The sequence below is a fragment of the Synechococcus sp. KORDI-49 genome (genome assembly GCF_000737575.1).
Taxonomy (GTDB): domain Bacteria; phylum Cyanobacteriota; class Cyanobacteriia; order PCC-6307; family Cyanobiaceae; genus Parasynechococcus.
The window spans coordinates 269,744-291,499 of sequence record NZ_CP006270.1; the positions used below are offsets into that span (position 1 = coordinate 269,744).

Sequence of the window (21,756 nt, forward strand, 5' to 3'; positions counted from 1 at the left end):
AAGCAGATGATCCCGATCGTGATCGAGGAGTCCGGCCGGGGCGAAAGGGCCTTTGATATCTACTCCCGTCTTCTCAGAGAAAGAATCATTTTTCTGGGAGAAGCCGTAACGAGCGATTCAGCCAATCGCATCGTTGCTCAGATGCTTTTCCTGGAAGCGGAAGACCCGGAAAAGGACATCTACCTGTACATCAACTCACCTGGCGGTTCCGTCTACGACGGGCTTGGAATCTTTGACACGATGCAGCACATCAAACCAGATGTTCATACCGTCTGTGTTGGTCTCGCAGCAAGTATGGGAGCCTTCCTTCTCTGTGCTGGTACGAAGGGCAAGCGCAGCAGCCTTCAGCATTCGCGCATCATGATTCACCAACCACTCGGCGGGGCTCGCGGTCAGGCCAGTGATATCCGAATACAGGCTGATGAAATCCTTTTCCTCAAGGATCGCCTCAACCATGAACTGGCTTCGAGAACCGGCCAGCCCCTCGACCGCATCCAACAGGACACCGATCGTGATTTCTTCATGTCACCCACGGAAGCTGTCAGCTACGGGCTGATTGACTCAGTGATCGACAAGCGCCCGGTGCATTCCGTCGCTTGAAATCCGGTCTTCCAACCAAGATCTGTCCGGTCTGCGAGAGACCGTTTCAGTGGAGGAAGGCGTGGAGGAATTGCTGGGACGAGGTTATTTATTGCTCTGATCGATGTCGCCGAAGGAAATCAACGATTTCTTCAAAGGATAATGTTTAATGCAGCAAATCATTGCGACTGACCTTCAGGGATTTCCACATATCTTTGATTTGTTCAAAAGCTTTTTCCTGGCTGACTTTTCCGTTTGATTGCAGTCCGACAATCAGGCCGACGCGATCGGCAAATTCCTCGAGATTCTGGTGAAAGGCAACCCGCTGAGGGGTCCAGTCGGGGCCATGAAACTGGCTATGACCCTGCATCGGTGAACGGGTGCCATCACTGGTCATGAGTGATGCTCAGAAATGCAAAACAAGACCCTGACACCTTAGAGATGCTCAGGGTCTTGCGGTGTGATCTCCGAATCAGTTGAGAATCGGTGTCGAGCGGTCCTTGTCGGGAACCGTCGCGAACTCGCCGACCATGGCGCGGAACTCATCGCCGTCCATCGTCTCCTTCTCGATGAGAGTTTCGACCAGGGAATCCATGGCCTGGCGATGCGCCGAGACAATGGACACGGTCTCCTCGTAGCAGTGCTTTACCATGGCGCGCACCTGTTCGTCAATCTGACGGGAGATGGAATCGGAGACGTCGCTGCGGGTCATCAGATCACGACCCAGAAACACTTCCTGATTGCCGCCCTCAAGAGCAACAGGTCCGAGATCGCTCATGCCGAATCGCGTGACCATCTGACGGGCCATCGAGGCCACTTGCTGAATGTCGCCACCCGCACCGGTGGTGACTTCCTGGTGGCCGAAGACCACATCTTCCGCTGCGCGTCCACCGAGAGCTCCCATGATGCGTGCCTTGAGTTGAGCTCGCGTCACAAGTGACTGCTCCTCGTCGGGGGAGAACCATGTGAGGCCCTGTGCCTGCCCCCGGGGAATCAGCGTGACCTTCTGAACCGGATCGTGATCTTTGACGAGGGTTCCGATCAGGGCGTGACCGACTTCGTGGTACGCGATCAGACGCTTGCTGCGTCCATCGGTGAGAGGCCGACCTTCCATGCCGGCGATGATCCGATCCACGGCATCATCGATTTCGCTGAGGCCGATCGCTTCCTTGCGGCGACGGGCCGTGAGAATCGCGGCTTCGTTCATCAGGTTGGCCAGATCAGCCCCTGTGAAGCCGGGGGTGCGACGCGCAATGCTCTCGAGAGACAGCTCTTCCTTGAGTTTCTTGTTCCGGCAGTGCACTTCGAGGATTGAAAGCCGGCCTTTGATGTCCGGTGCATCGACGGTCACCTGGCGATCGAAGCGGCCAGGACGCATCAGAGCTGAATCCAGAACATCCGGACGGTTGGTGGCCGCGATGATGATGATGCCGCTGTTGCCCTCGAAACCATCCATTTCGGTGAGCAGCTGATTGAGGGTCTGCTCGCGCTCATCGTTGCCGCCGCCGATGCCGGCACCCCGCTGACGGCCGACGGCATCGATCTCATCGATGAAGATCAGGCAGGGGCTGTTTTCCTTGGCTTTCTTGAACAGATCCCTGACACGACTGGCACCGACACCGACGAACATCTCGACGAATTCGGAACCTGACAGAGAGAAGAACGGCACACCGGCCTCACCTGCGATCGCTTTGGCCAGAAGCGTCTTGCCGGTTCCCGGAGGTCCGACCAGCAGCATGCCGCGGGGAATCTGTGCACCGACGGACGTGAAACGTTCCGGCTGCTTGAGGAAGGTGACGACCTCTTCAAGCTCCTGTTTTGCCTCATTCACACCGGCGACGTCGTCGAACATCACTCCGGTTTCGGCCTCCATCATGAAGCGGGCCTTGCTTTTGCCGAACTGCATCGCCTGACCGGGGCCACCGGGCATGCCGCTGTTGCGTCGGGCCAGGAAGATGAGAGAGCCGATCAGGATCAGTGGGAACAGCAGGTTGCCCAGCAGACCGAGAGCCGGAGGTGCGGTGCGGGGTGGATGAATGTCGAAGCTGATGCCCTCGCTCTTGAGGGTGTTGATCAGTTCTGGGGCCAGCCCAGGAAGATCCACTCTCAGCCGTTGGACGCGATTGTCGAGATCGGGATCGACGGCTTCAACCACGGCATTGCGACCTCCGTCGTAGATGTCGACGGCTGTGACGCGGCCTGCCTCGACGTAGTCAAGGAAGCGTCCGTAGCTCATCCTCGCGACGGCGGCATTCCGGGGTGCCACGGTCGGGCCGCTGGGGCCCACTCCGTTGACGCCGCCGTTGCTCACGACCTGCCAGCCGATCAGCAGGACCACGGCGATCGGCAGGAGCCAGAGAACAAGGAGGCGCCAGCGCTGATTCATGATCCTGAGAAATGATGAACGATTGTAAAGCAGTTGGACCGCTCTCTGACGCGTCGTTCAGAGACTTCTGAGGGCCACGATCGGATCCAGCCTTGCAGCTCGGCGGGCCGGAACGACGCCGAAGAACAGCCCGATCGAACCGGACAGCCCCACCGTGATCAGCACCATGCCGGTGCCGATGGTCGCCGGCAGCGGCGTCGCGGCCGCCACAAGCGCAACGGTGCCGAGGCCTGCCGCCGTGCCGATGGCGCCGCCGAGGCTGGACAGCACCAGGGATTCGACCAGGAACTGCTGCAGAACGTCGCTGCTGCGAGCCCCCAGAGCCTTGCGGAGTCCGATTTCCTCGGTTCGCTCGCTGACGGAGACGAGCATGATGTTCATGATTCCGATGCCTCCCACCAGCAGGGAGATGCCGCCGATGGCAGCAAGCATCAGCGTCAGCCCTCCGGTGATGGTTCCCACGATGCTGAGGGCATCCTTCTGGGAACGGACGGCGAAGTCGTCATCGCGCAGGATCCGATGCCGCTGCCGCAGCAGATTGGTGATCTGGAACTTGGCCGCACCGGTGCTCGCCTCATCCCGTGCTTCCACGCTGATGAAACTGAGACTGATGCCGTAGGTGGGATCCCGACCCGTCAGCCTTGTCACCATCGTGCTGAGGGGGATGTAGGCATTCTCATCCTGGTTGCTGCCGAACACGGCTCCCTTCGGTGCCATCACACCGACCACCTCGAACGCCTGGCTCCCGATCCGGATCTGCTGCCCCAGAGCGTTGCCGGTGGGGAAGAGTTTCAGACGCAGATCCGGGCCGATCGCCACGACGTTGCGGGCAGCCTTGTTGTCCTCGGCGGTGATGAACCGCCCCCGAGCAACCTCAAAGCTGCGCACGGGGAGAAACTCGGGCGTGACGCCGGAGATCGAGCTGGTGGCGCTGCGGGCTCCCGTCTGGACCACCTGGCTGCTGGTGATCTGCGGAGCCACGCGACTGACGCTTGGCACCTGCTCGGCGATCGCTTCGGCATCCTCCAGAACCAGTGTTCTCGGGAAGGCGACTCCTCGGCGACGGGTGTCGTTGTTCCCAGGAACCACAAACAGAACGTTGGCTCCGAGGTTGCTCAGCTGTTCCTCGGCCAGGCCCTGCGCACCGCGCCCGACTCCGACAAGGGTGATCACCGAGGCATTGCCGATGACAATGCCCACCATCGTGAGCAGGCTGCGAAGCCGGTTGCTCCGCAGGGTGGTGAGGGCCATCCTCACCGTCTCCGTTGGCGGCATCCGCCGGGTCATGGCTGCTCAGGCAGGTGGGTGCTTCAGATCATGTTGACCGCTGACTCCTCGGAACTGACGATTCCCACCTTGAGCAGATCGGTGGAACCCGAGACGCCTGTGTGCGTGCCCGCGGTCTGCACCACCAGATCCCCCTCATTGAGCAGTCCCAGCGACTTCGCCTTGTTCATGGCCGCCAGGAAGGTGTGGGTGGTCCGTTCATGCTGCGGAATCACCAGAGGCTTCACGCCCCACACGAGCTGCAGCCGGCAGGCGACGGTGGGATCCGGGGTGATGGCCAGGATCGGCGCAGCTGGACGGAATTTGCTCACGTTCTTGGCGGTGGCACCGCTTTTGGTGAGCGGCAGAATCGCCGACGCATTCAGCTGACTGGCGATGGAACTCACCGCCAGGCTGAGGGCGTTGGGAATCGTGCTGGGCAGATGACTGTCAATGGCCCGCCGGGGATAGTCCTTCTCGATGCGGCAAGCGATGGTCGCCATCGTCTGAACCGCCTCCACGGGAAAATCGCCGACGGCGGTTTCGTTGGACAGCATCACGGCATCGGTGCCGTCGAGGATGGCATTGGCGACATCGCTCACTTCCGCGCGGGTCGGCCGCGGGCTGGAGGCCATCGAATCCAGCATCTGGGTCGCTGTGATGATCGGGATGCCGAGGCTGTTCGCCTTGCTGATCAGTTCCTTCTGCAGCAACGGCACCTCCTCTGCGGGCATCTCAACCCCCAGGTCTCCCCTGGCCACCATCACTCCGTCACAGAGCGGCAGGATCGCGTCGATCTGATCGATGGCCTCGAATTTCTCGATCTTGGCCACCACGGGTGTGGAATGGCCGTGCTGACGGATCAGGTCACGGATCTCCTCCATGTCGGAGGGATTTCGGACGAAGCTGAGCGCCACCCAGTCCACCTGCTGGGACAGCCCGAATTCCAGGTCCACCTTGTCCTTATCGGTCAGCGCCCGGACGGACAGCTGCACATCGGGGAAGTTCACTCCCTTGTTATTCGACAGAACCCCGCCGACGGTGACGCTGCAGTGCAGGGTCTGTTCGGCCTGATCAACCTGTTCGACCTTCATCTCGACGCGTCCGTCGTCGAGAAGGATGCGGCTGCCAGCGGTCACTTCATCCGCCAGCTTGTCGTAGGTGACGGTGGCGATGGTCTGGTCGCAGCTCACCGGTCTGGAGGTGAGGGAGAACCGGTCGCCGTTGGCCAGGGTGATCGGACCATCAGCAAAGCGACCCAGACGGATTTTCGGCCCCTGCAGGTCCTGAAGGATGCCGATGTTGATGCCCAGTTCGTTGGAAACCTCCCGGATGGTCGCGATCCGTGCCGCATGCTCGCTGTGATCGCCGTGCGAGAAGTTCAGGCGGAAGGTGGTTGCTCCAGCCTGAACAAGTTCCTTGATCCGCTCGGCGCTTTCCGTGGCGGGGCCGATGGTGGCCACGATCTTGGTCCGACGGTTCTGATCGAACTGGCCCATACCGAGGCTAAAAACCTTGCGGAAACTACCATCCAGTCGTTTGGAAGCCGGCGTCCGCCGGTGGGAGGCAGCCATCGACATCAATGCTTATCAGGCCGCTGCCCGCCGCACTGCCGCTTATCCCGACGTGGGCGCCAACCCCGTCTATCCGACGCTGGGTCTCAGCGGCGAGGCCGGAGAGGTGGCGGACAAGGTCAAGAAGGTGCTTCGGGACCGTGGGGGTGTCTTCGACGACCCAACCCGGGAGGCGATCAAGCTCGAGCTGGGCGATGTGCTCTGGTACGTGGCGCAGCTCGCGTCAGAGCTCGGTTATGACCTCGAGGAGGTTGCCACCGCCAACCTCGACAAGCTCGCCAGCCGTGCCGCCCGTGGTCGCATCGGCGGCAGCGGTGACCATCGCTGATCGCTGCCATGTCCCGTCGTCTGCTTGCGCTCCTCACCAGCCTGCTGATCCTGCTTGGATCAGCGGCTCCAGCCAGGGCTGCGGATCTGAAGCTCTCCGCCATCCAGTTGCTTCCCTGCACTGAGGAGGATCCGGGAAATCAACCGGATGTCGGACGCCCGATGGGAGCCAGTTGCTTCGTGCTCAGCGGCAAGGTGGACAACCCCGGTCGTCGTCCGGTCGTCGACACGGATGTCTATGCCCGCATTCTGGATGCCAGCGGAGAACCTGCTCTGCAGAACCGCACCCGAGTGGGATCCATCGGTGATGTGGCCCCAGGGACACATCCGTTCGCCCTGCGGATCGCCGTTCCGGCAGGAACACCAGGTCCCTTTGATGTCCGGAACGCCAAAGCCAGGGGGTTTTCAGCTCCGGTGCGCAGCCGCGCCGACGATGGTGATGATCTTCTGCCTCTGGAGCAGGAGATTCAGTAGCTCAGACCGCCGGCATAGAAATAGAAGCTGGCGTTGAGCAGCAGTTGCTGAAGCAGGTTCAGCGCCACGAAGGCCAGGATGGCGGAGAGGTCGATGCCACCCAGGGGAGGAATCAATCCGCGGAAGGCGTTCAGGTATGGATCTGTGATCGAACTCACCGTGCTCAGCACAGGATTGCCCCAGTCCAGATTGGGGAACCAGCTCAGCAGCACCCGGACGATCAACACCAGGGAATAGATCTGAAGGGTCTGGGCCAGAACCTGAAGGATGGTGACGGAGAGACTCGCCATGGCTGGAGCTGTTGTACTTCGACTCTATGCAGGCTCCGTTGTTTCGGACGTTCCAAGATCCGGGAGCACTGAAAAGGTGCGATGGAACTTCTCCGAAAGCGTCAGCCAGTAGGAACGGCCTTCACTCTGCCGTCGGCGTTCGATGAAGTCCTGGGCGAGCAGTTCCTTGATGTGGTCGTAGGCACCGGAGCCACGCAGATCAACCAGCTCCGACTGAAGGATGCGCTTCTTCAGCGCGATGGTGGCCAGGGTGCGCAGGGTGGCCGTTGACAGGTTCACCGGAAGAAGATCGCGGACCAGATCTCCGAGTCCGGCTCGCAGTTGCAGCCCGTACCGTCCGTTCTGGCTGACGATTTCGAGGGCTGTTTCGCGCTGCGAGTAGCTCGTGCTCAGTTCAAGGAGCGCCTGCTCCACCTCCGATCGCGGAACACCGGCCAGTTCCGACAGTTCACCCACCGCAATCGGCCGCCCCTTGAGATAGAGAATCGCCTCCAGTCGGGTGGCCAGTGACGGCTCCGTCATCTCTACCCCGCAGGATGAGTCAAGGTACCGCCTGATCCCTTACAGGAACAGGGCATAGGCGGGATTCGTCGTTTCCTCCCAGCATCGGTACCCGAGGTCGTCCAGGAAGGCCCTCCAGCCATCCATGCCATCGACGGGCACAAGAACTCCCACCACGATGCGACCGACGTCGGCACCGTGATTCCTGTAATGAAAAATGCTGATGCTCCAGCCGGGGTGAAGGGCATTCACGAAGTTCATCAGGGCGCCGGGGCGCTCCGGGAACTCGAAGCGATACAGCAGTTCGCGGCAATCACCGGCGCAGGCCTGTCGGGCTGAGGAGGGCAGTCGCCCGCCCACCATGTGGCGAAGGTGATTCTTGGCGAATTCGTTGTCGCTGAGGTCATGGCAGGGGAATCCGGCGGCGCCGAGTGTGCTCACCAGAGCGCTGCGGTCCCGTTCGTCCTGCACCTGCACACCGATGAAGATCTGTGCCCGGGAGCCTTCCGTCATCCGGTAGCTGAATTCCGTGAGGCTGCGGCGTTTGAGCTGCTCGCAGAGATCGCGCAGGCTTCCAGGTCGCTCCGGGATCTCCACAGCGAGCATCGCTTCCCGCTCTTCCCCGAGTTCAGCCCGTTCGGAGATGAAGCGAAGCCGATCGAAATTCATGTTGGCGCCGCAGGCCACGGCGATCAGACGCCGACCGGTCAGCTGCCGATCGATCACGTCCCGCTTCATCCCCGCCACGGCGAGGGCTCCGGCGGGTTCCAGAATCGACCGGGTGTCCTCGAACACATCCTTGATGGCTGCGCAGATGGCATCCGTGTCGACCGTGACCATGCGGTCCACGTGCCGTTTCGCCAGATCAAAGGTGTGTTCCCCGACCCGGCGCACGGCGACACCATCAGCGAACAGCCCCACCTGGTCGAGCTCAATGCGCTCGCCAGCCTCCAGAGAGCGGGTCATCGCTGCGGCATCCTGCGGTTCGACGCCGATGATCTCGATCTCGGGCCAGAGCGCTTTCACATAGGCAGCAATCCCACCGATCAGGCCACCTCCGCCGACGGCGACATAGATCGCCTGGGGTGGTTCCTCGCTCTGCCGCATGATTTCCAGCGCGATCGTGCCCTGGCCGGCGATCACCTCCGGATCATCGAAGGGGTGGATGTAGGTGAGCCCTTCGGCACTGCAGCGGCGTCGCGCTTCCGCGGAACATTCGTCGTAGGTCTCCCCGTGCAGGACCACCTCTCCACCGAGCGCCCGCACCGCCCGCACCTTCACTTCGGGCGTCGTGCTGGGCATCACGATCACCGCACGGCAGTTCAGGCGACGGGCACTGAGAGCGACACCCTGAGCGTGATTGCCGGCGCTGGAGGCGATCACGCCACGCTGCAGCTCATCCGTGGTCAGCTGCGACATCCGGTTGTAGGCGCCCCGCAACTTGAACGAGAACACCGGTTGAAGGTCCTCACGCTTGAGCCAGACGCGGTTCTGCAGACGGCGACTGAGATTTGGGGCGGGTTCGAGCGGAGTCTCGTGGGCGACGTCATAGACGCGGGCCCGCAGTATCCGCTGCAGATAGTCGGTCATCACACCATTCTCTCCAGAGCCCGCAGCCTCTGGTCAACGGAAGGGACCCCGTAGATTGCATGGATTGCAGTGGGCTGTGCATGCATCTCGGAGATCTGAAGCATCCGAATGAGCTGCACGGACTCAGCGTCGCTGAGCTTGAGGATGTCGGTCGTCAGATCCGTGAACGCCATCTCGAGGTGGTGTCCACCAGTGGTGGCCATCTCGGCCCGGGGCTCGGTGTTGTTGAGCTCACGCTTGCTCTGTATCAAACCCTCGATCTCGACCACGACCGTGTGATCTGGGATGTGGGCCATCAGGCCTATCCCCACAAGTTGATCACCGGCCGCTACAACGACTTCGGAACGCTCCGTCAGCAGCACGGAGTGGCCGGCTATCTCAAGCGGTCGGAGAGTCGTTTCGATCATTTCGGTGCCGGTCATGCCAGCACCTCCATTTCCGCAGCCCTCGGAATGGCCCTGGCGAGGGACAACCGCGGCGAAAGCTTCAAATGCGTTGCCGTGATCGGCGACGGGGCCATGACCGGTGGCATGGCTCTCGAAGCGATCAACCACGCCGGTCACCTGCCGGAGACCCCCTTGCTGGTGGTGCTGAACGACAACGACATGTCGATCTCACCGCCGGTCGGGGCTCTCTCCAATGCACTCAACCGGGCACGACTCAGCCCACCGATGCAGTTCCTTTCCGGCAGTGTCGAGGAAAGCGTCCGTCATCTGCCCTTCATGGGCGGCGAACTGCCGGCGGAATTGAACCGTCTCAAGGGAAGCATGCGCCGACTGGCGGTGCCGAAGGTGGGGGCGGTGTTCGAGGAACTCGGTTTCACCTACATGGGGCCGATCGACGGCCACGACATCGGTGAGATGATCCGAACCTTCCAGGCGGCCCATCGTTCCCACGGTCCGGTTCTGGTGCATGTGGTCACCACCAAGGGCAAGGGCTATCCCTATGCCGAGGCTGATCAGGTCGGGTACCACGCCCAGTCCGCCTTCGACCTGAGCACCGGCAAGGCGATTCCCTCCAAGAAGCCGAAGCCTCCCAGTTACAGCAAGGTGTTCGGGCAGACCCTGGTGAAGCTGTGCGAACAGAACAGCCGCGTGATCGGTATCACTGCCGCCATGGCCACAGGAACCGGTCTGGATCTGCTGCAGAAGGCTGTTCCCAAGCAGTACGTCGATGTCGGAATCGCCGAACAGCATGCGGTGACGCTGGCCGCCGGGATGGCCTGCGAGGGTCTGCGACCGGTGGTGGCGATCTACAGCACCTTCCTTCAGCGGGCTTACGACCAGCTCATTCACGACGTGGGCATCCAGAAACTGCCGGTCACGTTTGTGCTCGATCGTGCCGGCATCGTCGGAGCCGATGGCCCGACGCATCAGGGGCAGTACGACATCAGCTACCTGAGATCGGTGCCCAACTTCACCGTGATGGCTCCCAAGGATGAAGCTGAGCTTCAGAGGATGCTGGTCACCTGCCTTGCACACCCTGGCCCCACGGCGCTTCGGATCCCACGGGGCTCCGGTGTGGGCGTCACGCTGATGGAGGAGGGATGGGAGCCGCTGCCGGTCGGCTGCGGTGAGGTTCTGCGAGAGGGCGATGACCTGCTGATCGTTGCTTACGGCGCCATGGTCAAACCGGCGCTTGACACAGCAACACTTCTGGAAGAAGCCGGGTTCTCGGCCACTGTGGTGAATGCGCGATTCCTGCGGCCGCTCGATGAAGCGCTGATCCACCCCCTGGCCCGACGCATCGGCAGGGTGGTGACCATGGAGGAAGGGGCTCTTCCCGGTGGTTTCGGTGCCGCCGTTCTCGAGTCTCTCAACGATCGCGACATCAACCCCTCCCTGCTGCGTATCGGTATCCCCGATCAGCTGGTGGATCACGCCACACCCCAGCAGAGCAAGGAATCCCTGCAGCTGACCCCCCCACAGATGGCCAAGCGCATCCTCGACAGGTTCCCTCTGTCATCCCGTGCCGACTTCATCGAAACCTCACCCGTCGGCGCGGTCCAGTCCTGAGCTCTCCAGGGCATTGAAGCGATGACGGTTCTCGTCGCCGGCGCCGGACCTGCTGGAGCGCGCCTGGCGATCCGTCTCGCCCAGGCCGGGGAGCAGGTGATGTTGGTGGATCCCCTGAGCGACCCCCACCGCAACGCCTATTCCAGTGCTGCCGTTCCGATGCGGGACGTTCTCCAACTCGGGATTCCGAACGATTGCTGGGGCAGTCGCTGGAACGGTTGGCAGCTGCACGATCCAGAGGGCATGACTCACCAGTGGTGGGCAAACGATGCTCTTGGTGTCGTGCTCGATTTCGGTCGCCTTCGGGCCGCACTGTGGGAGCAGGCCTGCCGTGCGGGGGTCCATTTGATCAGCGGCTGCAGGGTTGCGCTGGAACAGCTGCAGGACGATTGCGCCACCGTGGAGCTGCGCTCCGGTCGCAGCGCCTCAGAGCGCCGGACCGTCCGATGGCTGGTGGATGCCACGGGCTCTCAGCGGATTCTGTTGCGTCAGGCGGGGGTGCCCGTGGAGACCCGGGAGGATCCGCTGCTGAAGGGTGAGGGCGTCGAATGGCTGCTTCAGGCGGATGACCGCCGTTCGGCTCCGTGGCGGGATCGGCTCAGCTTCTTTCTCGGCTCACGGTGGGTTTCTCACGGCTACGGCTGGGTGTTCCCCATGGATCAGCATCGTCTGAAGGTGGGAATCTGCCGGTTGCCACCTCCCTTGTCAGGCCGGGGCGATGCCCTCGGTTCCAGTCTCCGGCGCCTGATACAGCACTGTGACCTCGACAGCCTGCCGGTGCTGGATCGCCACGGCGGCTTGGTCTCCAGCACAGTCCGTCGGGACCAGAGCATGGGACGTGGTGCTCTGATCGCGGTCGGTGATGCGGCAGGAACCTGCAACCTTCTCGGTGGCGAGGGACTTCGTCACGCTCTTCGGAGTTCCGATCTGCTGGCGGACGTCATGAGCGATGAGAGGGCTCATCCTCAGAAGCGGGATGCCTTGATCTCCCACTACTCCTCTCGCTTGCGCCGACGTCTGGGCTGGCGTTGGGGCATCAGTGGACGTCTGGCTCGACGCACCTGGTGGGGTTTGGATGCTCCCCGGGCGGATCGGCGGATGCTTCGTCTGATCGAGGGACTCTCCAGACAGGCAGACGCAGAGGACCTGTCGCAGCTTCTGTTCGACTACAGGTTCGAACGCTACGGGCCGCGTCTGCTTCCTTATCTGATCTGAGGGAGTGCCGGTGGGGGCAGCTCCCTCAGGACGGTCTGTTCCGAATCAGAGAACGCCGCGGGCAGCAAGACCCTGGATGGCGCCGATGCCCATCACGTGGCCAAGGCTGGTGGTGGCCAGCAGGGCAGCGCGGCCCATGCCGCCGAAGAAGGCGGGATTGGGGAGTTGAGCACCTTCGTTCGGGTGCTTGATTGTTGCCTTGCCGATCGCGATGGCAATCACGTTGCAGGCAATCATCACCAGGGCAACCTTGGGAGACCAGGAGACGGTTGCAGGGGCGATAGCGAGGAGAGGGGTCAGCATGCAAGGCGTGGAGCGACGCTCCATCATCCGAGGTCATCACTGTTGTGAACTGCACTCTTAAGAGTTGTTCACCCTTGATGCCGCTGGATCAGCCCGATCACCAGTACGGCGTTTCCGAGTGTGAGAAAAGCTTCCGCGCCCCCGTGGAGGGCATCGATCTCCACGAGTTCCGCGTTGCAGCAACGCAGCGCCACAATCGCCGCCCCGATCGTCACCAGCACGAAGAGCAGGGTGAGCCGGAAGCCCCAGAGAGCCAGAGGAGGCAGGGCGTCGCTTTGTCGCAGCCAGTGCAGAAACAGCAGGTAGGGCGGCAGAGACAGGGCGAAAAGGGGAGCGGGATCGAGGTCCATGGGCATCAGGTCGCCGCGCGACGTTTCAGCTGCAGAGCGGCCAGTGCCAGAACAACGTTGCCCAGCAATGTCAGGCTGGCCTGAAGCAGCACGAGGCCGCGCAGAGCTTCGCTGTTATCGAACAGGTGCCAGGTGCAGGCGGCCATGGCGCTCACCAGGGCGGGAAGCATGGCCAGGGCCAGCCCGTTCAGACCCCGCCGCTGGATCAGAACAATCGCCAGGATCCACTCGATCACTGAAGCGATGTGAATCCACCAGGTTCCGAAGGAAAGCTCATGCATGGCGACACCCTAATGATGGGAACTGCCGGATAATGAGCCTGTTTGCAGGGCGATGACCGTGGCTGGGACCGGCACGCGCACCCTGCTTCTGTGCGGTTACTACGGGGAGAACAACCTCGGGGATGATGCCCTGCTGCTGGTGCTGCTTCAGCAGATCCCTGCCGGCTTCAGCCTGTTGATCACTGCGAACGATCAGGAGGCGTTGCGGGCCCTGGCGCCGATGGCGGACGGCGTGGCCCGTCGATCGCTGGGCTCCGTGCTCGCGGCCGTGGGCCGGGCCGATGCCCTGATTCTCGGCGGCGGAAGCCTGCTGCAGGACAGCACCAGCCTGCGGAGCCTGATCTATTACCTGCTGCTGATCGTGACGGCACGGATTCAGCGCCGCCCGATTCTGCTCTGGGGTCAGGGGCTAGGCCCCTTGAACAGACCGACCAGTCGCTGGCTGGTGCGGCAGGTGCTGCCTCTGTGCACAGCCGCCAGTTGGCGTGATCGGAGTTCCCTGGAGCGTTCCAGGCGCTGGGCTCCCCGACTGCCGTCGCAGATGGCCCCTGATCCGGTCTGGCAGATGCCTCCGCAGTCCTGGTCTGGAGGCGTTTCGATCGTCGTCTGCTGGAGACCGACATCCCTGCTGGATGACTCCGGCTGGTCCGTGCTCCTTTCGGCTCTCGATGATCTGGCGGAACAGCTGCAGGCCCCTGTGCGCTGGCTCGCGTTTCACCAGCATCAGGATGCCGTGCTGTTTGATGCGCTGAAGGAGCGTGGTCTGATCCCTGCGTCTCTCGCGGCCCGCAGCTCAACGATCGTGCCGCGCAGCGTTGAAACTGTTTTCGCGACCGTGCGCAAGGCGAGGCTGGTGGTGCCCATGCGCCTGCATGCGCTGATTCTCGCCAGGCTGACCGGTTGCCCCATGGCGGCCCTCAGTTACGACCCGAAAGTGGAAGCGGCTGCGGAGATGGCCGATGTGCCCTGGCTGAAGCTGGACAAGCTGCCGACGGCAGCAAGCATCCTCAGCCAGTGGCTGGCCGCAGCCGATTCACCCGCCGATCCTCAGACCATCGAGCAGATCCGAACCCAGGCTTCAGCCCATGGCCGCATGCTGGAGCAGTTTCTTCAACGGTGAGCGGATGTTTTGTGTTGATCGAAACTGCGATCGATGGCCTGGCCGATGGTCAGCCCCACCGGTAGATCACCACCGAAGCTTGTGCCGAGAATGTGGCGATACAACTTGGCGTCCACGAGCCGGTAGGTGGAGTCCGGGAGGGGGATGTAGTTGCTGCTGTTCACCAGTGAGCTGATGTTGCGCAGGTAGTAGCTCACGAACTGACGAAAGTTTTTGTTCTTTCTCAAGGCCTGATCGTTGACGTACAGAAACAGTGGCCTTGCCAGTGGTTGATACTTTTCGTTCTGGACTGACTGCCTGGAAGGCGCAGTAGCCTGCCCTTCAGGATTGATGATTTTAACAGACTTGAGACTCTTGGCATTATTCTTGAAGTAGGCGTAGCCGAAATAAGCCAGAGCATCTTTGTTCTCCATCACGCACCTGACAAGAACGTTGTCGTCTTCACTGGAGGTGTAATCAGTTCGGGAGTTTGTCTTCGAGCCATTCACTGTCTTGTTGAAGACGTCAAATGTTCCTGAATCCATGCCAGGGCCGCATAGCTTGATGCCGACATCAGGAAAATCAAGATTTACTTGATTCCATTTGCTGATCTTCCCTTGAGCCTGCTTGCTCCAGAGCCTTGAGAGTTCATTGATGGTGAGGCTGTTCGCCCAGCTGTTGGCAGGATTGACGACAACTGTGATGGCATCAAAGGCAATCGGCAATTCGATGAAACTGATGTTATTGGTCTTGCAAGACCTTAATTCTTTGGCGGAAATCGGACGCGAAGCGTTGGCAAGAACGATGGTCCCACTGCAGAACTGACGGAACCCGGCTGATGATCCTGTTTCGCTGAGTTTGAAGTTGCTCGTCGCACCAGCAGCAGTGGACTTGAATTCACGGATTGCTGATCGCGTGATCGGGTGAACGGTGCTGGATCCGCTGATCCTGATGGTGTCTGAGCTTTGCGCTGTTGCTGCGGTCAGTCCCACTGCTGCACTGACGCCCGCAAGAAGAATTACTGGGCGGATAGCTGCCGATGAACCCATCGTCGAACAGGGATGCTTCTTAATGATGGGGACGGAAGTTGACCGCCGGGTTAAGCAACGGTTATTGCTCCTGACAGATGCTCACCATGCATGGATTGGATGGGATGCCAAAGGATGGAAATCATCAGAAATGGTCAATATTGATGATTTTACTTCTCTGTTTCTATTGCAAACTTTGCCCGGAATGAATCAGCTTGTTGATCGTTCTTGTTGAGATTATGGAGAGTTGAAACTGATGGTTGTGCCTGTGTTGTCTTGCTTCCATGCCTGAGCTGCAGGCCCTGAAGGCTCTGACCGATGACAATCAACAAGGTCTGGATCAGAAGGCAGATCAGAACGTCACTGCGTTGTCTCCAGAGTGCGGACGTCATCACCAGACTGCATCGACATTTATTTCAGCGACTTCGGCTGATCCAGGACGTGTCGCAGCGCACCGCTGGATCAGGCCATTCGAGTTCCGCTGCCGTCCAGAAATCGGTGCTCATCGGAGCTGTTCCACGACACCCTGAGATCGTCGCCAGGCTCAACCGTGCCGTCGCAGAGCATGCGCAGCGTTCCAGCGCTGCACTCCAGAAGCAGCTGCTGCCCGGCCCCCAGCCATTCCCGGCCGATCAGACGGCAGGGGAGGCCTTCTCGATCGAGTCGCAGATGCTCAGGTCTGATCCCCACGATCAATCCCGTCTCCCGATGCAGCAGGTTCATCTGTGGTCGTCCGATGAACTGTGCGACAAACAGGGTCGCCGGGCGTTCGTACAACTCCCTGGGCGTTCCGATCTGTTCGATCCTGCCGTTGCGAAGCACGGCAATCCGGTCTGCCAGCGCCATCGCCTCCTGCTGGTCGTGGGTCACGTACACCACCGGCTGTGGACCCTGCAGGACGAGTCGCTTGAGCTCAGGCCTCAGCTCTTCCCTGAGCTGGGCGTCGAGATTGCTCATCGGTTCATCCAGCAGATACACAAGCGGATCCCGCAGCAACGCCCGTGCCAGGGCAACCCTCTGCCGTTGCCCTCCCGACAGCTCCGAAGGCCGTCGTTCCGCGAGCGATCCCAGCTGCATCACCTCGATGATCGACGCCACCCTGCGGCGCTGATCATCGGGGGACACCCCACGGATGCGAAGTCCGAGATTCAGATTCTCCCGGATGCAGAGATGGGGGAAGAGGGCATAGCTCTGGAAGACCATGGCCACCCGTCGCCGATCCGGCGGCACGCCGTTCATGACCTCGCCATTGATCCGGATGCTGCCTTCATCGGGCGTGTCAAGGCCGGCGATCAGACGCAGGGCTGTGCTCTTGCCACAACCGCTCGGGCCGAGCAGCGCGAGGCATTCCCCTGAACCGACCTCAAGGTCAAGGTTCTGAAGGATCCATGTGTCGCCGTAACGGCGGCCGACCGATTGCAGAGTCAGGCTCATCCCTTCACAGCGCCGTTGGTGAGGCCGGAGACGATCTGGCGCTGAAACAGCAACACGAGCAAGAGCAGAGGCAAAGCTCCGAGCACTGTGGCAGCCGCGTAAGCGCCGTAGGGAACGGAATACACCGAAGAGCCGGCGATGCGGGCCATCGCCACCGGCAAGGTGAGCTGTTCACTGCGGCTCAGCCAGGTAAGGGCGATCGGATATTCATTCCAGGCGAACAGGAAGACGAGAATCGCCGTGCTGGCCGTCGCCGGTGCGATCAGGGGAATCAGAACCCATCGCAGCCGCTGCACCAGGCTCATTCCTTCCAGTTTTGCGGCGTCATCGAGATCCTTCGGAAGCCCTTCGAAGGCTGCCGTCAGCAGCAGCAGGGCCAGTGGGAGGGAAAGGGCTGAATACGGAATGGCCAGGGCGAGAAGACTGTTGCCCAGATTCAGGCTGCGGGCCAGTTCCAGCAGGGCCAGAAACAGGAGCACATAAGGAAAGAGGGCGGCACCGGCGATCAAGGTCCGACTGACGCGCAACCACCGTTGGGGCAGTCGCACCAGTCCGTAGGCGGCGGGGATGGCCAGGGCGATGGTGAGCACGGTGGACGCCGAGGCCAGCACGGTGCTGTTCAGCAGAAATCTCCAGAAGGGTGGATCGCTGCTCAGCAACTGGCGGTAGTGGATCAGGGTCCAGCGCTGAAGGAACGGGACCCCACCATCCACCAGTGCCGCCGTGGTGGTGAAGGAGCTGATCAGCTGCCAGAGCATCGGAGCCAGTGACCAGAGCAACAGCAGGCTGATCCAGAGTTGTCGTCGGTTCATGGCTGCAACGGTCGCAGCGCGCCGGAGAGCCGCAGCGCCAGGGCACCGAGCAGGATCGAGAGACTCAGCAGCAGGAACCCACCCAGCATGACCGTGGCGCTGTAACCGAAGTCGAGGAAACGCATGGCGTTGAAATAGGCATACAACGCGAGGCTCTCCGTGCTCCCGGCCGGTCCGCCTCCCGTGAGGACCTGAATCAGGTCGAACACTCCGAAGGCCTGGGCCAGCCGGAACAGCAGGCTCAGCAGGATGTACGGCAGCAGCAGCGGCAGGGTGATGTCGCGCAGTGCCTGGATGGAGCGGCCTCCTTCCAGACGGAAGGCTGCGTAGAGATCGGCCGGAATCGTCTGCAGGCCAGCCAGAAGGATCAACGTGATGAAGGGAGTTGTCTTCCAGACATCGGCCACCACCGTGGCCAGCCAGGTCCACTGCGGTGATGCCATCAGATTCAGCGGACCCAGCCCCACGAACCCGGCGACTGCTTCCAGGGGGCCGTAGGGGGTGTTGAAGATCCAACGCCAGCCCAGAGCCATCATCGTGGTGGGCAGAGCCCAGGGCAGAAGCGTGAGAGCTCTCACGGCACCGCGCCCCCTCCAACGCTGATCGAGCAGCAGGGCGATCAGAAGGGCGAGGAACAGCTCGGCTGTCACGGATACCAGAGCGAAGCGGCTCGTCTGCAGCACGTCCTGCCAGAAACGGTCGTCGGCCAGCAGCCGCATCCAGTTGGCACCGCCGTTGGCCACCGGCACCAGGCCCGTCAGGACCGAGTTGGCGTGGAAGCTGAGCCAGGCATAACGCAACATCGGCCATCCGAAGATGAGAGCCATCAGCAGCAGCGCCGGCGTCAGCAGCAACCAGGTCACGAGGCGCCTCCCGCGGCTTCGACGATCGTCATGCTGTTGATCTGTGCCTTGTTCATCGCCTGGTCAACCGCCAGATCATCTGTGAGCACGCCACTGAGCTGACGCTGCAGCACATCACTGAGCTGGGCATAGAGCGGCGTGGGAGGTCGCGGAACAGCGTGGGTGAGGGCCTGCTCCAGGTCCGGCAGGATTGGGGAGAGTTCCAGCATCTCGGGATCCCGGAACAGGGACCGGTCGGTGGGGGTGTAGCCCTGATTGCGGAATCGCTCCCTCTGTGCCTCGGGAGATGTGAGGAATCGAATCGCCTCGATCACGGCCTGTGGATGATCCGAGCCCTTCAGCAGGCTCAGCCCCCAGCTCCCGAGCGTGGCAGCGGGCTGATGCCCCGCGTTGTGGACCATCAGCGTCACCCCGACCTGTCCCCGCACAGCACTGTCAGGCTTCTGAAGCTCCGCCCAGGCGTACGGCCAGTTCCGCATCAGGGCGGCATCTCCTGCCTTGAAGGCCTGCAGCGACTCGGATTCGGAATAGTTGGTCACAGCTTTCGGACTGATGCCATCACGGATCAGGCTCCGCATCCATCCGACGGCCTCAAGCGCCTCGGATGAGTTGAGCGAGGGTTCACCGGTCTGTGGGTTCAGCCAGTTGCCACCGAAGGCACTGAGCATCTCAACGAAATCACAGCTCAATCCCTCGTACTGACGCCCCTGCCAGACGAATCCACTGTTCACCGCACCGTCATCCATCAGCCGGCGGCCGACACTGCTCAGCTGGTCCGGAGTGCGCGGTGGTGCCTCCATCAGGTCTTTGCGCCAGTAGAGCAGACCCACGTCGGCGATCAGAGGCCAGCGGTAAAGAACGCCGTCGTAGTGATTGCCAAGCCGGGCTCCCGCGACCAGTGCATCGATCTCCTGAGGTTCAAAGTAGGAATCAAGCGGTTCAAGCCACCCGGCGGCGGCGTACTTGGCCAGCCAGGTGACATCCATCAGCAGGGCATCGAAGGGGGGACTGCCCAGCAGAAGACTGCTGATGGCCAGGTCGGAGATCGACTCGGTGTCGCGGGGGCCGCGGGTCACTCTGAGGGCGATGCTCCCGCGATGGTCACGATTGAACCGCTGCACCAGCTCTGCCGTGGCATCCGCGAAGGGAGCCGGCATCAGGATGTTGACCCGCTGAATCTGTCGTTGTCCGGACCAGGCCAGCCCGAAGCTGAACAGCAGGGTGAGGCCGAGCAGAGCGGCCAGCGTGCGCCGGCCGATGGTCATGCAACGACAGCCTGAGGGAAACCGGCCAGCTGCTCTTCAGCCCAGTCTTTGACGGTGTAGTTCTCGACTGCCTCAGTCATCCGACTCATCCGATCCCGCTGCTCCTCCTCCGGCATGACCAGTGCCGTCTCGATGGTTTCATCCATGCGTCGGTTGGAGTATGGGTTGGTCAGCACCGCTCCATCAAGCACCACAGAGGCGCCTGTGAATTCCGACAGAACCAGGACTCCCCCACGGTTCCGGCGGGCTGCGGCATATTCCTTGGCGACCAGATTCAGCCCGTCCCGAAGTGGCGTGATCCAGCAGACATCGGCGTGGCAGAACCAGGCGATCATCTCCTCGTAAGGAATCCTTCGGGTGGAGAAACGCACCGGAACCCAGTCAATCTGGCTGAAGCGACCATTGATGCGACCGGCCATTTCTTCGATCGACCGCTGTGTGTCCTCGTAGATCTTCATGCCGCTCGCAGCTGCAACACAGGCCAGCATCAGCACAACGTCACCGTGAAGATCAGGACGTCGCTCCAGCAGGCGTTCATAGGCAAGCAGCAGTTCTTCGTTTCCCTTGGTGTAATCGACTCGGCTTGCGGAAAGAATCAGCTTGCGTCCCTTCTTGGTGTCCTGAACGATCAGTTCACCGTGATTTTCGACAGCAGCACTCCAGGAGAGCTCCTGAATCACATCCGGCGATGTTCCCACCGGTGAACTCAGTAACTGAACACAGCGGCCGTTGTGCTCCAGATGACTGGTGACGGTGCCTTCTGACAGGGCTGTCCCGACCGTGATGAATTTCTTGTCGACCGGCACCTTCGGTCCGCGGTTGGCTCCAACAAGAGTGCTGGCAGCTCTGGCGAAGTTCTCGGTGTATCGGGGGATGTGAAAACCCACAACATCACAGCAGAGCAGACTCTCGAGGATCTGCTCACGCCAGGGAAGAATTGCGAAAACATCATTCCCCGGGAAAGGAGTGTGGTGAAAAAACGCAATTTTCAGATCTGGACGTCGTTCCCGGATGTATCCGGGTGCGAGCCAGAGGTTGTAGTCGTGCACCCAGACCGTGGCGCCCTCAGCAGCTTCCTCGCATGCTGCCTCAGCAAATCTGAGATTCACTTCTTCGAAGATGGACCAGTCGGCGTTATTGACGTTGAAGTGTGTTGGAAATGTATGCAGAATCGGCCAGAAGGACTCCTTAGATGTGATGTGATAAAAACTGGTTATCTGAGTATCATGGAGCGGAATTCTGCAGAGCGTAAATGGTGATGGATCATGCATTCCGATCCGCTCAATGTCGCCGGATTCGGGATTCTCGACCCTTCTCCAGGCAATCCAGGTTCCGTCATCGCAGTCTCTGAATATATTTCTCAGCGTTGGAATGATGCCGTTCGGGCTTTTCTGATCCACCCATATTCGATTTCCCTGCTCATCAGTTCCTTCGTCAAAAGGTGTGCGGTGGTAGAGAATGATGAAACTACTGCTGCCCATGTTCACAACATCGCGCATGAATTTGATAACCACCTTTCATCAAGGTGGCGAATTTGTCAAACAGACGTGTTGTTCTGAAGATTCAGAAGAGAATCCAGCACCTCCTTCGCGTGACCGTTCGGGCGTACGGCGACCCACCGCTCGCGCAGAACGCCGTTGGGGTCGATCAGGAAGGTGTGACGCAGCGAGTAGGGAGCCATCCACGACCCGTAGGCCTTGCTCACGGTTCCGTCGGGGTCGGAGAGCAGTGGAAAGCTCAGCTCCTCGCTGTCACAGAAGGATGTGTGGTCATCGACGCTGTCGGCACTGATGCCCACCACCTGAGCCCCCGCGTCCCGGAAGCTCTGATGCATGGTCTGGAAGCCGCGGGCCTCCAGCGTGCAGCCCCCGGTGAAATCCCGGGGATAGAAGTACAAGGCAAGCCATTGGCCCTGGAAATCGGAGAGAGACCACAGGGAACGATCTTTATCGGAGCGACTGGATCCAGGCAGCTGGAAGGTCGGCACGGCCTCGCCGATGGAGAGCTGGGCGCCTCCCAGAGCACTCACGCTTCTCGGGCCAAGACACACCGCCGCCATCAGCAGACCGGTGCGTATCAGCAGATCCCTGCGCTGCATCGGAGC

At 61.2% G+C, this 21,756-nt stretch carries 25 protein-coding genes; 8 read left to right on the forward strand and 17 right to left on the reverse strand.

Translation table 11 applies throughout. The annotated features are described in order from the left end of the window. Window positions 1-6 precede the first annotated feature (6 nt). Together clpP and KR49_RS13175 are read left to right on the forward strand one after the other, a co-directional pair. Window positions 7-600: an ATP-dependent Clp endopeptidase proteolytic subunit ClpP gene (clpP, locus tag KR49_RS01495; protein WP_043691017.1), complete on the forward strand. Its 594-nt coding sequence runs from the start codon at window positions 7-9 to the stop codon at window positions 598-600. Beyond that, window positions 597-749 (forward strand): DUF2256 domain-containing protein, encoded by a 153-nt coding sequence (locus KR49_RS13175; RefSeq protein ID WP_071839640.1) that lies wholly within the window; start codon window positions 597-599, stop codon window positions 747-749. Before clpP ends, KR49_RS13175 begins: the two co-directional genes overlap by 4 nt. Here the strand turns inward: KR49_RS13175 and KR49_RS01500 are convergent. From KR49_RS01500 to pyk, 4 genes are all read right to left on the reverse strand, one after another. Then, on the reverse strand, window positions 746-976 hold the full coding sequence (locus KR49_RS01500) for a hypothetical protein (RefSeq protein WP_253912785.1): 231 nt from the start codon (window positions 974-976) through the stop codon (window positions 746-748). The genes KR49_RS13175 and KR49_RS01500 overlap by 4 nt on opposite strands. Window positions 977-1,051: 75 nt before the next feature. Next, window positions 1,052-2,965, reverse strand: coding sequence for an ATP-dependent zinc metalloprotease FtsH (gene ftsH / locus KR49_RS01505; protein WP_043691019.1), 1,914 nt, complete (start codon window positions 2,963-2,965; stop codon window positions 1,052-1,054). 57 nt (window positions 2,966-3,022) lie between these two features. Continuing rightward, a complete protein-coding gene (locus tag KR49_RS01510) occupies window positions 3,023-4,252 on the reverse strand; it encodes an ABC transporter permease (RefSeq protein ID WP_043691020.1) in 1,230 nt (409 codons plus the stop codon). Between the two features lie 23 nt (window positions 4,253-4,275). After that, window positions 4,276-5,730, reverse strand: a complete 1,455-nt coding sequence (gene pyk / locus KR49_RS01515) for a pyruvate kinase (protein ID WP_043691021.1) — start codon at window positions 5,728-5,730, stop codon at window positions 4,276-4,278. Between the two features lie 73 nt (window positions 5,731-5,803). On the opposite strand from pyk, the gene KR49_RS01520 reads away from it, so the two are divergent. Next, on the forward strand, window positions 5,804-6,133 hold the full coding sequence (locus KR49_RS01520; RefSeq protein ID WP_043696451.1) for a nucleoside triphosphate pyrophosphohydrolase family protein: 330 nt from the start codon (window positions 5,804-5,806) through the stop codon (window positions 6,131-6,133). Between the two features lie 8 nt (window positions 6,134-6,141). Next, window positions 6,142-6,606 (forward strand): hypothetical protein, encoded by a 465-nt coding sequence (locus KR49_RS01525; RefSeq protein WP_043691022.1) that lies wholly within the window; start codon window positions 6,142-6,144, stop codon window positions 6,604-6,606. Here KR49_RS01525 and KR49_RS01530 read toward each other — a convergent pair. Genes KR49_RS01530 through ilvA form a run of 3 tightly spaced genes read right to left on the reverse strand, consistent with a single transcriptional unit; the run spans window position 6,600 to window position 8,987 of the window. Further along, window positions 6,600-6,896 (reverse strand): YggT family protein, encoded by a 297-nt coding sequence (locus KR49_RS01530; RefSeq protein ID WP_043691024.1) that lies wholly within the window; start codon window positions 6,894-6,896, stop codon window positions 6,600-6,602. The genes KR49_RS01525 and KR49_RS01530 overlap by 7 nt on opposite strands. A gap of 24 nt (window positions 6,897-6,920) precedes the next feature. After that, window positions 6,921-7,418, reverse strand: a complete 498-nt coding sequence (scpB, locus tag KR49_RS01535; protein WP_043691026.1) for an SMC-Scp complex subunit ScpB — start codon at window positions 7,416-7,418, stop codon at window positions 6,921-6,923. Window positions 7,419-7,457: 39 nt separating this feature from the next. Next, entirely contained in the window at window positions 7,458-8,987 is a 1,530-nt protein-coding gene (ilvA, locus tag KR49_RS01540; protein WP_043691028.1) for a threonine ammonia-lyase, biosynthetic, read from the reverse strand. An 80-nt stretch (window positions 8,988-9,067) separates the two neighbouring features. On the opposite strand from ilvA, the gene dxs reads away from it, so the two are divergent. Both dxs and KR49_RS01550 read left to right on the forward strand, forming a co-directional pair. After that, the gene (gene dxs, locus KR49_RS01545) at window positions 9,068-11,002 is read left to right on the forward strand and encodes a 1-deoxy-D-xylulose-5-phosphate synthase (protein WP_043696454.1); all 1,935 of its coding nucleotides are present in this window, start codon (window positions 9,068-9,070) and stop codon (window positions 11,000-11,002) included. 21 nt (window positions 11,003-11,023) lie between these two features. Continuing rightward, on the forward strand, window positions 11,024-12,217 hold the full coding sequence (locus KR49_RS01550; RefSeq protein ID WP_043691030.1) for an NAD(P)/FAD-dependent oxidoreductase: 1,194 nt from the start codon (window positions 11,024-11,026) through the stop codon (window positions 12,215-12,217). A 45-nt stretch (window positions 12,218-12,262) separates the two neighbouring features. Here KR49_RS01550 and psaK read toward each other — a convergent pair whose 3' ends face one another. From psaK to KR49_RS01565, 3 genes are all read right to left on the reverse strand, one after another. Then, entirely contained in the window at window positions 12,263-12,520 is a 258-nt protein-coding gene (gene psaK / locus KR49_RS01555; RefSeq protein WP_043691033.1) for a photosystem I reaction center subunit PsaK, read from the reverse strand. Window positions 12,521-12,588: 68 nt separating this feature from the next. Continuing rightward, window positions 12,589-12,870, reverse strand: a complete 282-nt coding sequence (locus tag KR49_RS01560) for a DUF3593 domain-containing protein (RefSeq protein WP_052378285.1) — start codon at window positions 12,868-12,870, stop codon at window positions 12,589-12,591. A 5-nt stretch (window positions 12,871-12,875) separates the two neighbouring features. Next, entirely contained in the window at window positions 12,876-13,151 is a 276-nt protein-coding gene (locus tag KR49_RS01565) for a DUF2499 domain-containing protein (RefSeq protein ID WP_043691035.1), read from the reverse strand. A 52-nt stretch (window positions 13,152-13,203) separates the two neighbouring features. Between KR49_RS01565 and csaB the strand changes: the two genes are divergently transcribed. Next, window positions 13,204-14,271, forward strand: coding sequence for a polysaccharide pyruvyl transferase CsaB (gene csaB, locus KR49_RS01570; protein WP_043691036.1), 1,068 nt, complete (start codon window positions 13,204-13,206; stop codon window positions 14,269-14,271). Here csaB and KR49_RS01575 read toward each other — a convergent pair. After that, the gene (locus tag KR49_RS01575; RefSeq protein ID WP_043691038.1) at window positions 14,262-15,299 is read right to left on the reverse strand and encodes a PstS family phosphate ABC transporter substrate-binding protein; all 1,038 of its coding nucleotides are present in this window, start codon (window positions 15,297-15,299) and stop codon (window positions 14,262-14,264) included. The two genes, csaB and KR49_RS01575, sit on opposite strands and share 10 nt — an antisense overlap. A gap of 25 nt (window positions 15,300-15,324) precedes the next feature. On the opposite strand from KR49_RS01575, the gene KR49_RS13710 reads away from it, so the two are divergent. Further along, on the forward strand, window positions 15,325-15,513 hold the full coding sequence (locus tag KR49_RS13710; RefSeq protein WP_156957073.1) for a hypothetical protein: 189 nt from the start codon (window positions 15,325-15,327) through the stop codon (window positions 15,511-15,513). A 227-nt stretch (window positions 15,514-15,740) separates the two neighbouring features. Here the strand turns inward: KR49_RS13710 and KR49_RS01585 are convergent, their stop codons facing one another. The 6 genes from KR49_RS01585 to KR49_RS01610 are packed head-to-tail and all read right to left on the reverse strand — an operon-like array spanning window position 15,741 to window position 21,750. Beyond that, window positions 15,741-16,712 carry an ABC transporter ATP-binding protein gene (locus KR49_RS01585; RefSeq protein WP_043691040.1) on the reverse strand — a complete coding sequence of 324 codons (972 nt, stop codon included), beginning with the start codon at window positions 16,710-16,712 and terminating at the stop codon, window positions 15,741-15,743. Further along, entirely contained in the window at window positions 16,709-17,524 is an 816-nt protein-coding gene (locus tag KR49_RS01590; RefSeq protein WP_043691042.1) for a carbohydrate ABC transporter permease, read from the reverse strand. The genes KR49_RS01585 and KR49_RS01590 overlap by 4 nt, the downstream gene beginning before the upstream one ends. Then, window positions 17,521-18,387 (reverse strand): carbohydrate ABC transporter permease, encoded by an 867-nt coding sequence (locus KR49_RS01595; RefSeq protein ID WP_043691044.1) that lies wholly within the window; start codon window positions 18,385-18,387, stop codon window positions 17,521-17,523. Before KR49_RS01595 ends, KR49_RS01590 begins: the two co-directional genes overlap by 4 nt. Then, window positions 18,384-19,652, reverse strand: coding sequence for an ABC transporter substrate-binding protein (locus tag KR49_RS01600; RefSeq protein WP_043691046.1), 1,269 nt, complete (start codon window positions 19,650-19,652; stop codon window positions 18,384-18,386). Before KR49_RS01600 ends, KR49_RS01595 begins: the two co-directional genes overlap by 4 nt. Further along, entirely contained in the window at window positions 19,649-21,133 is a 1,485-nt protein-coding gene (gene ggpS / locus KR49_RS01605) for a glucosylglycerol-phosphate synthase (RefSeq protein ID WP_043696457.1), read from the reverse strand. The genes KR49_RS01600 and ggpS overlap by 4 nt, the downstream gene beginning before the upstream one ends. 56 nt (window positions 21,134-21,189) lie before the next feature. Continuing rightward, window positions 21,190-21,750 carry a peroxiredoxin gene (locus KR49_RS01610; protein ID WP_043691047.1) on the reverse strand — a complete coding sequence of 187 codons (561 nt, stop codon included), beginning with the start codon at window positions 21,748-21,750 and terminating at the stop codon, window positions 21,190-21,192. Between the last annotated feature and the right edge of the window lie 6 nt (window positions 21,751-21,756).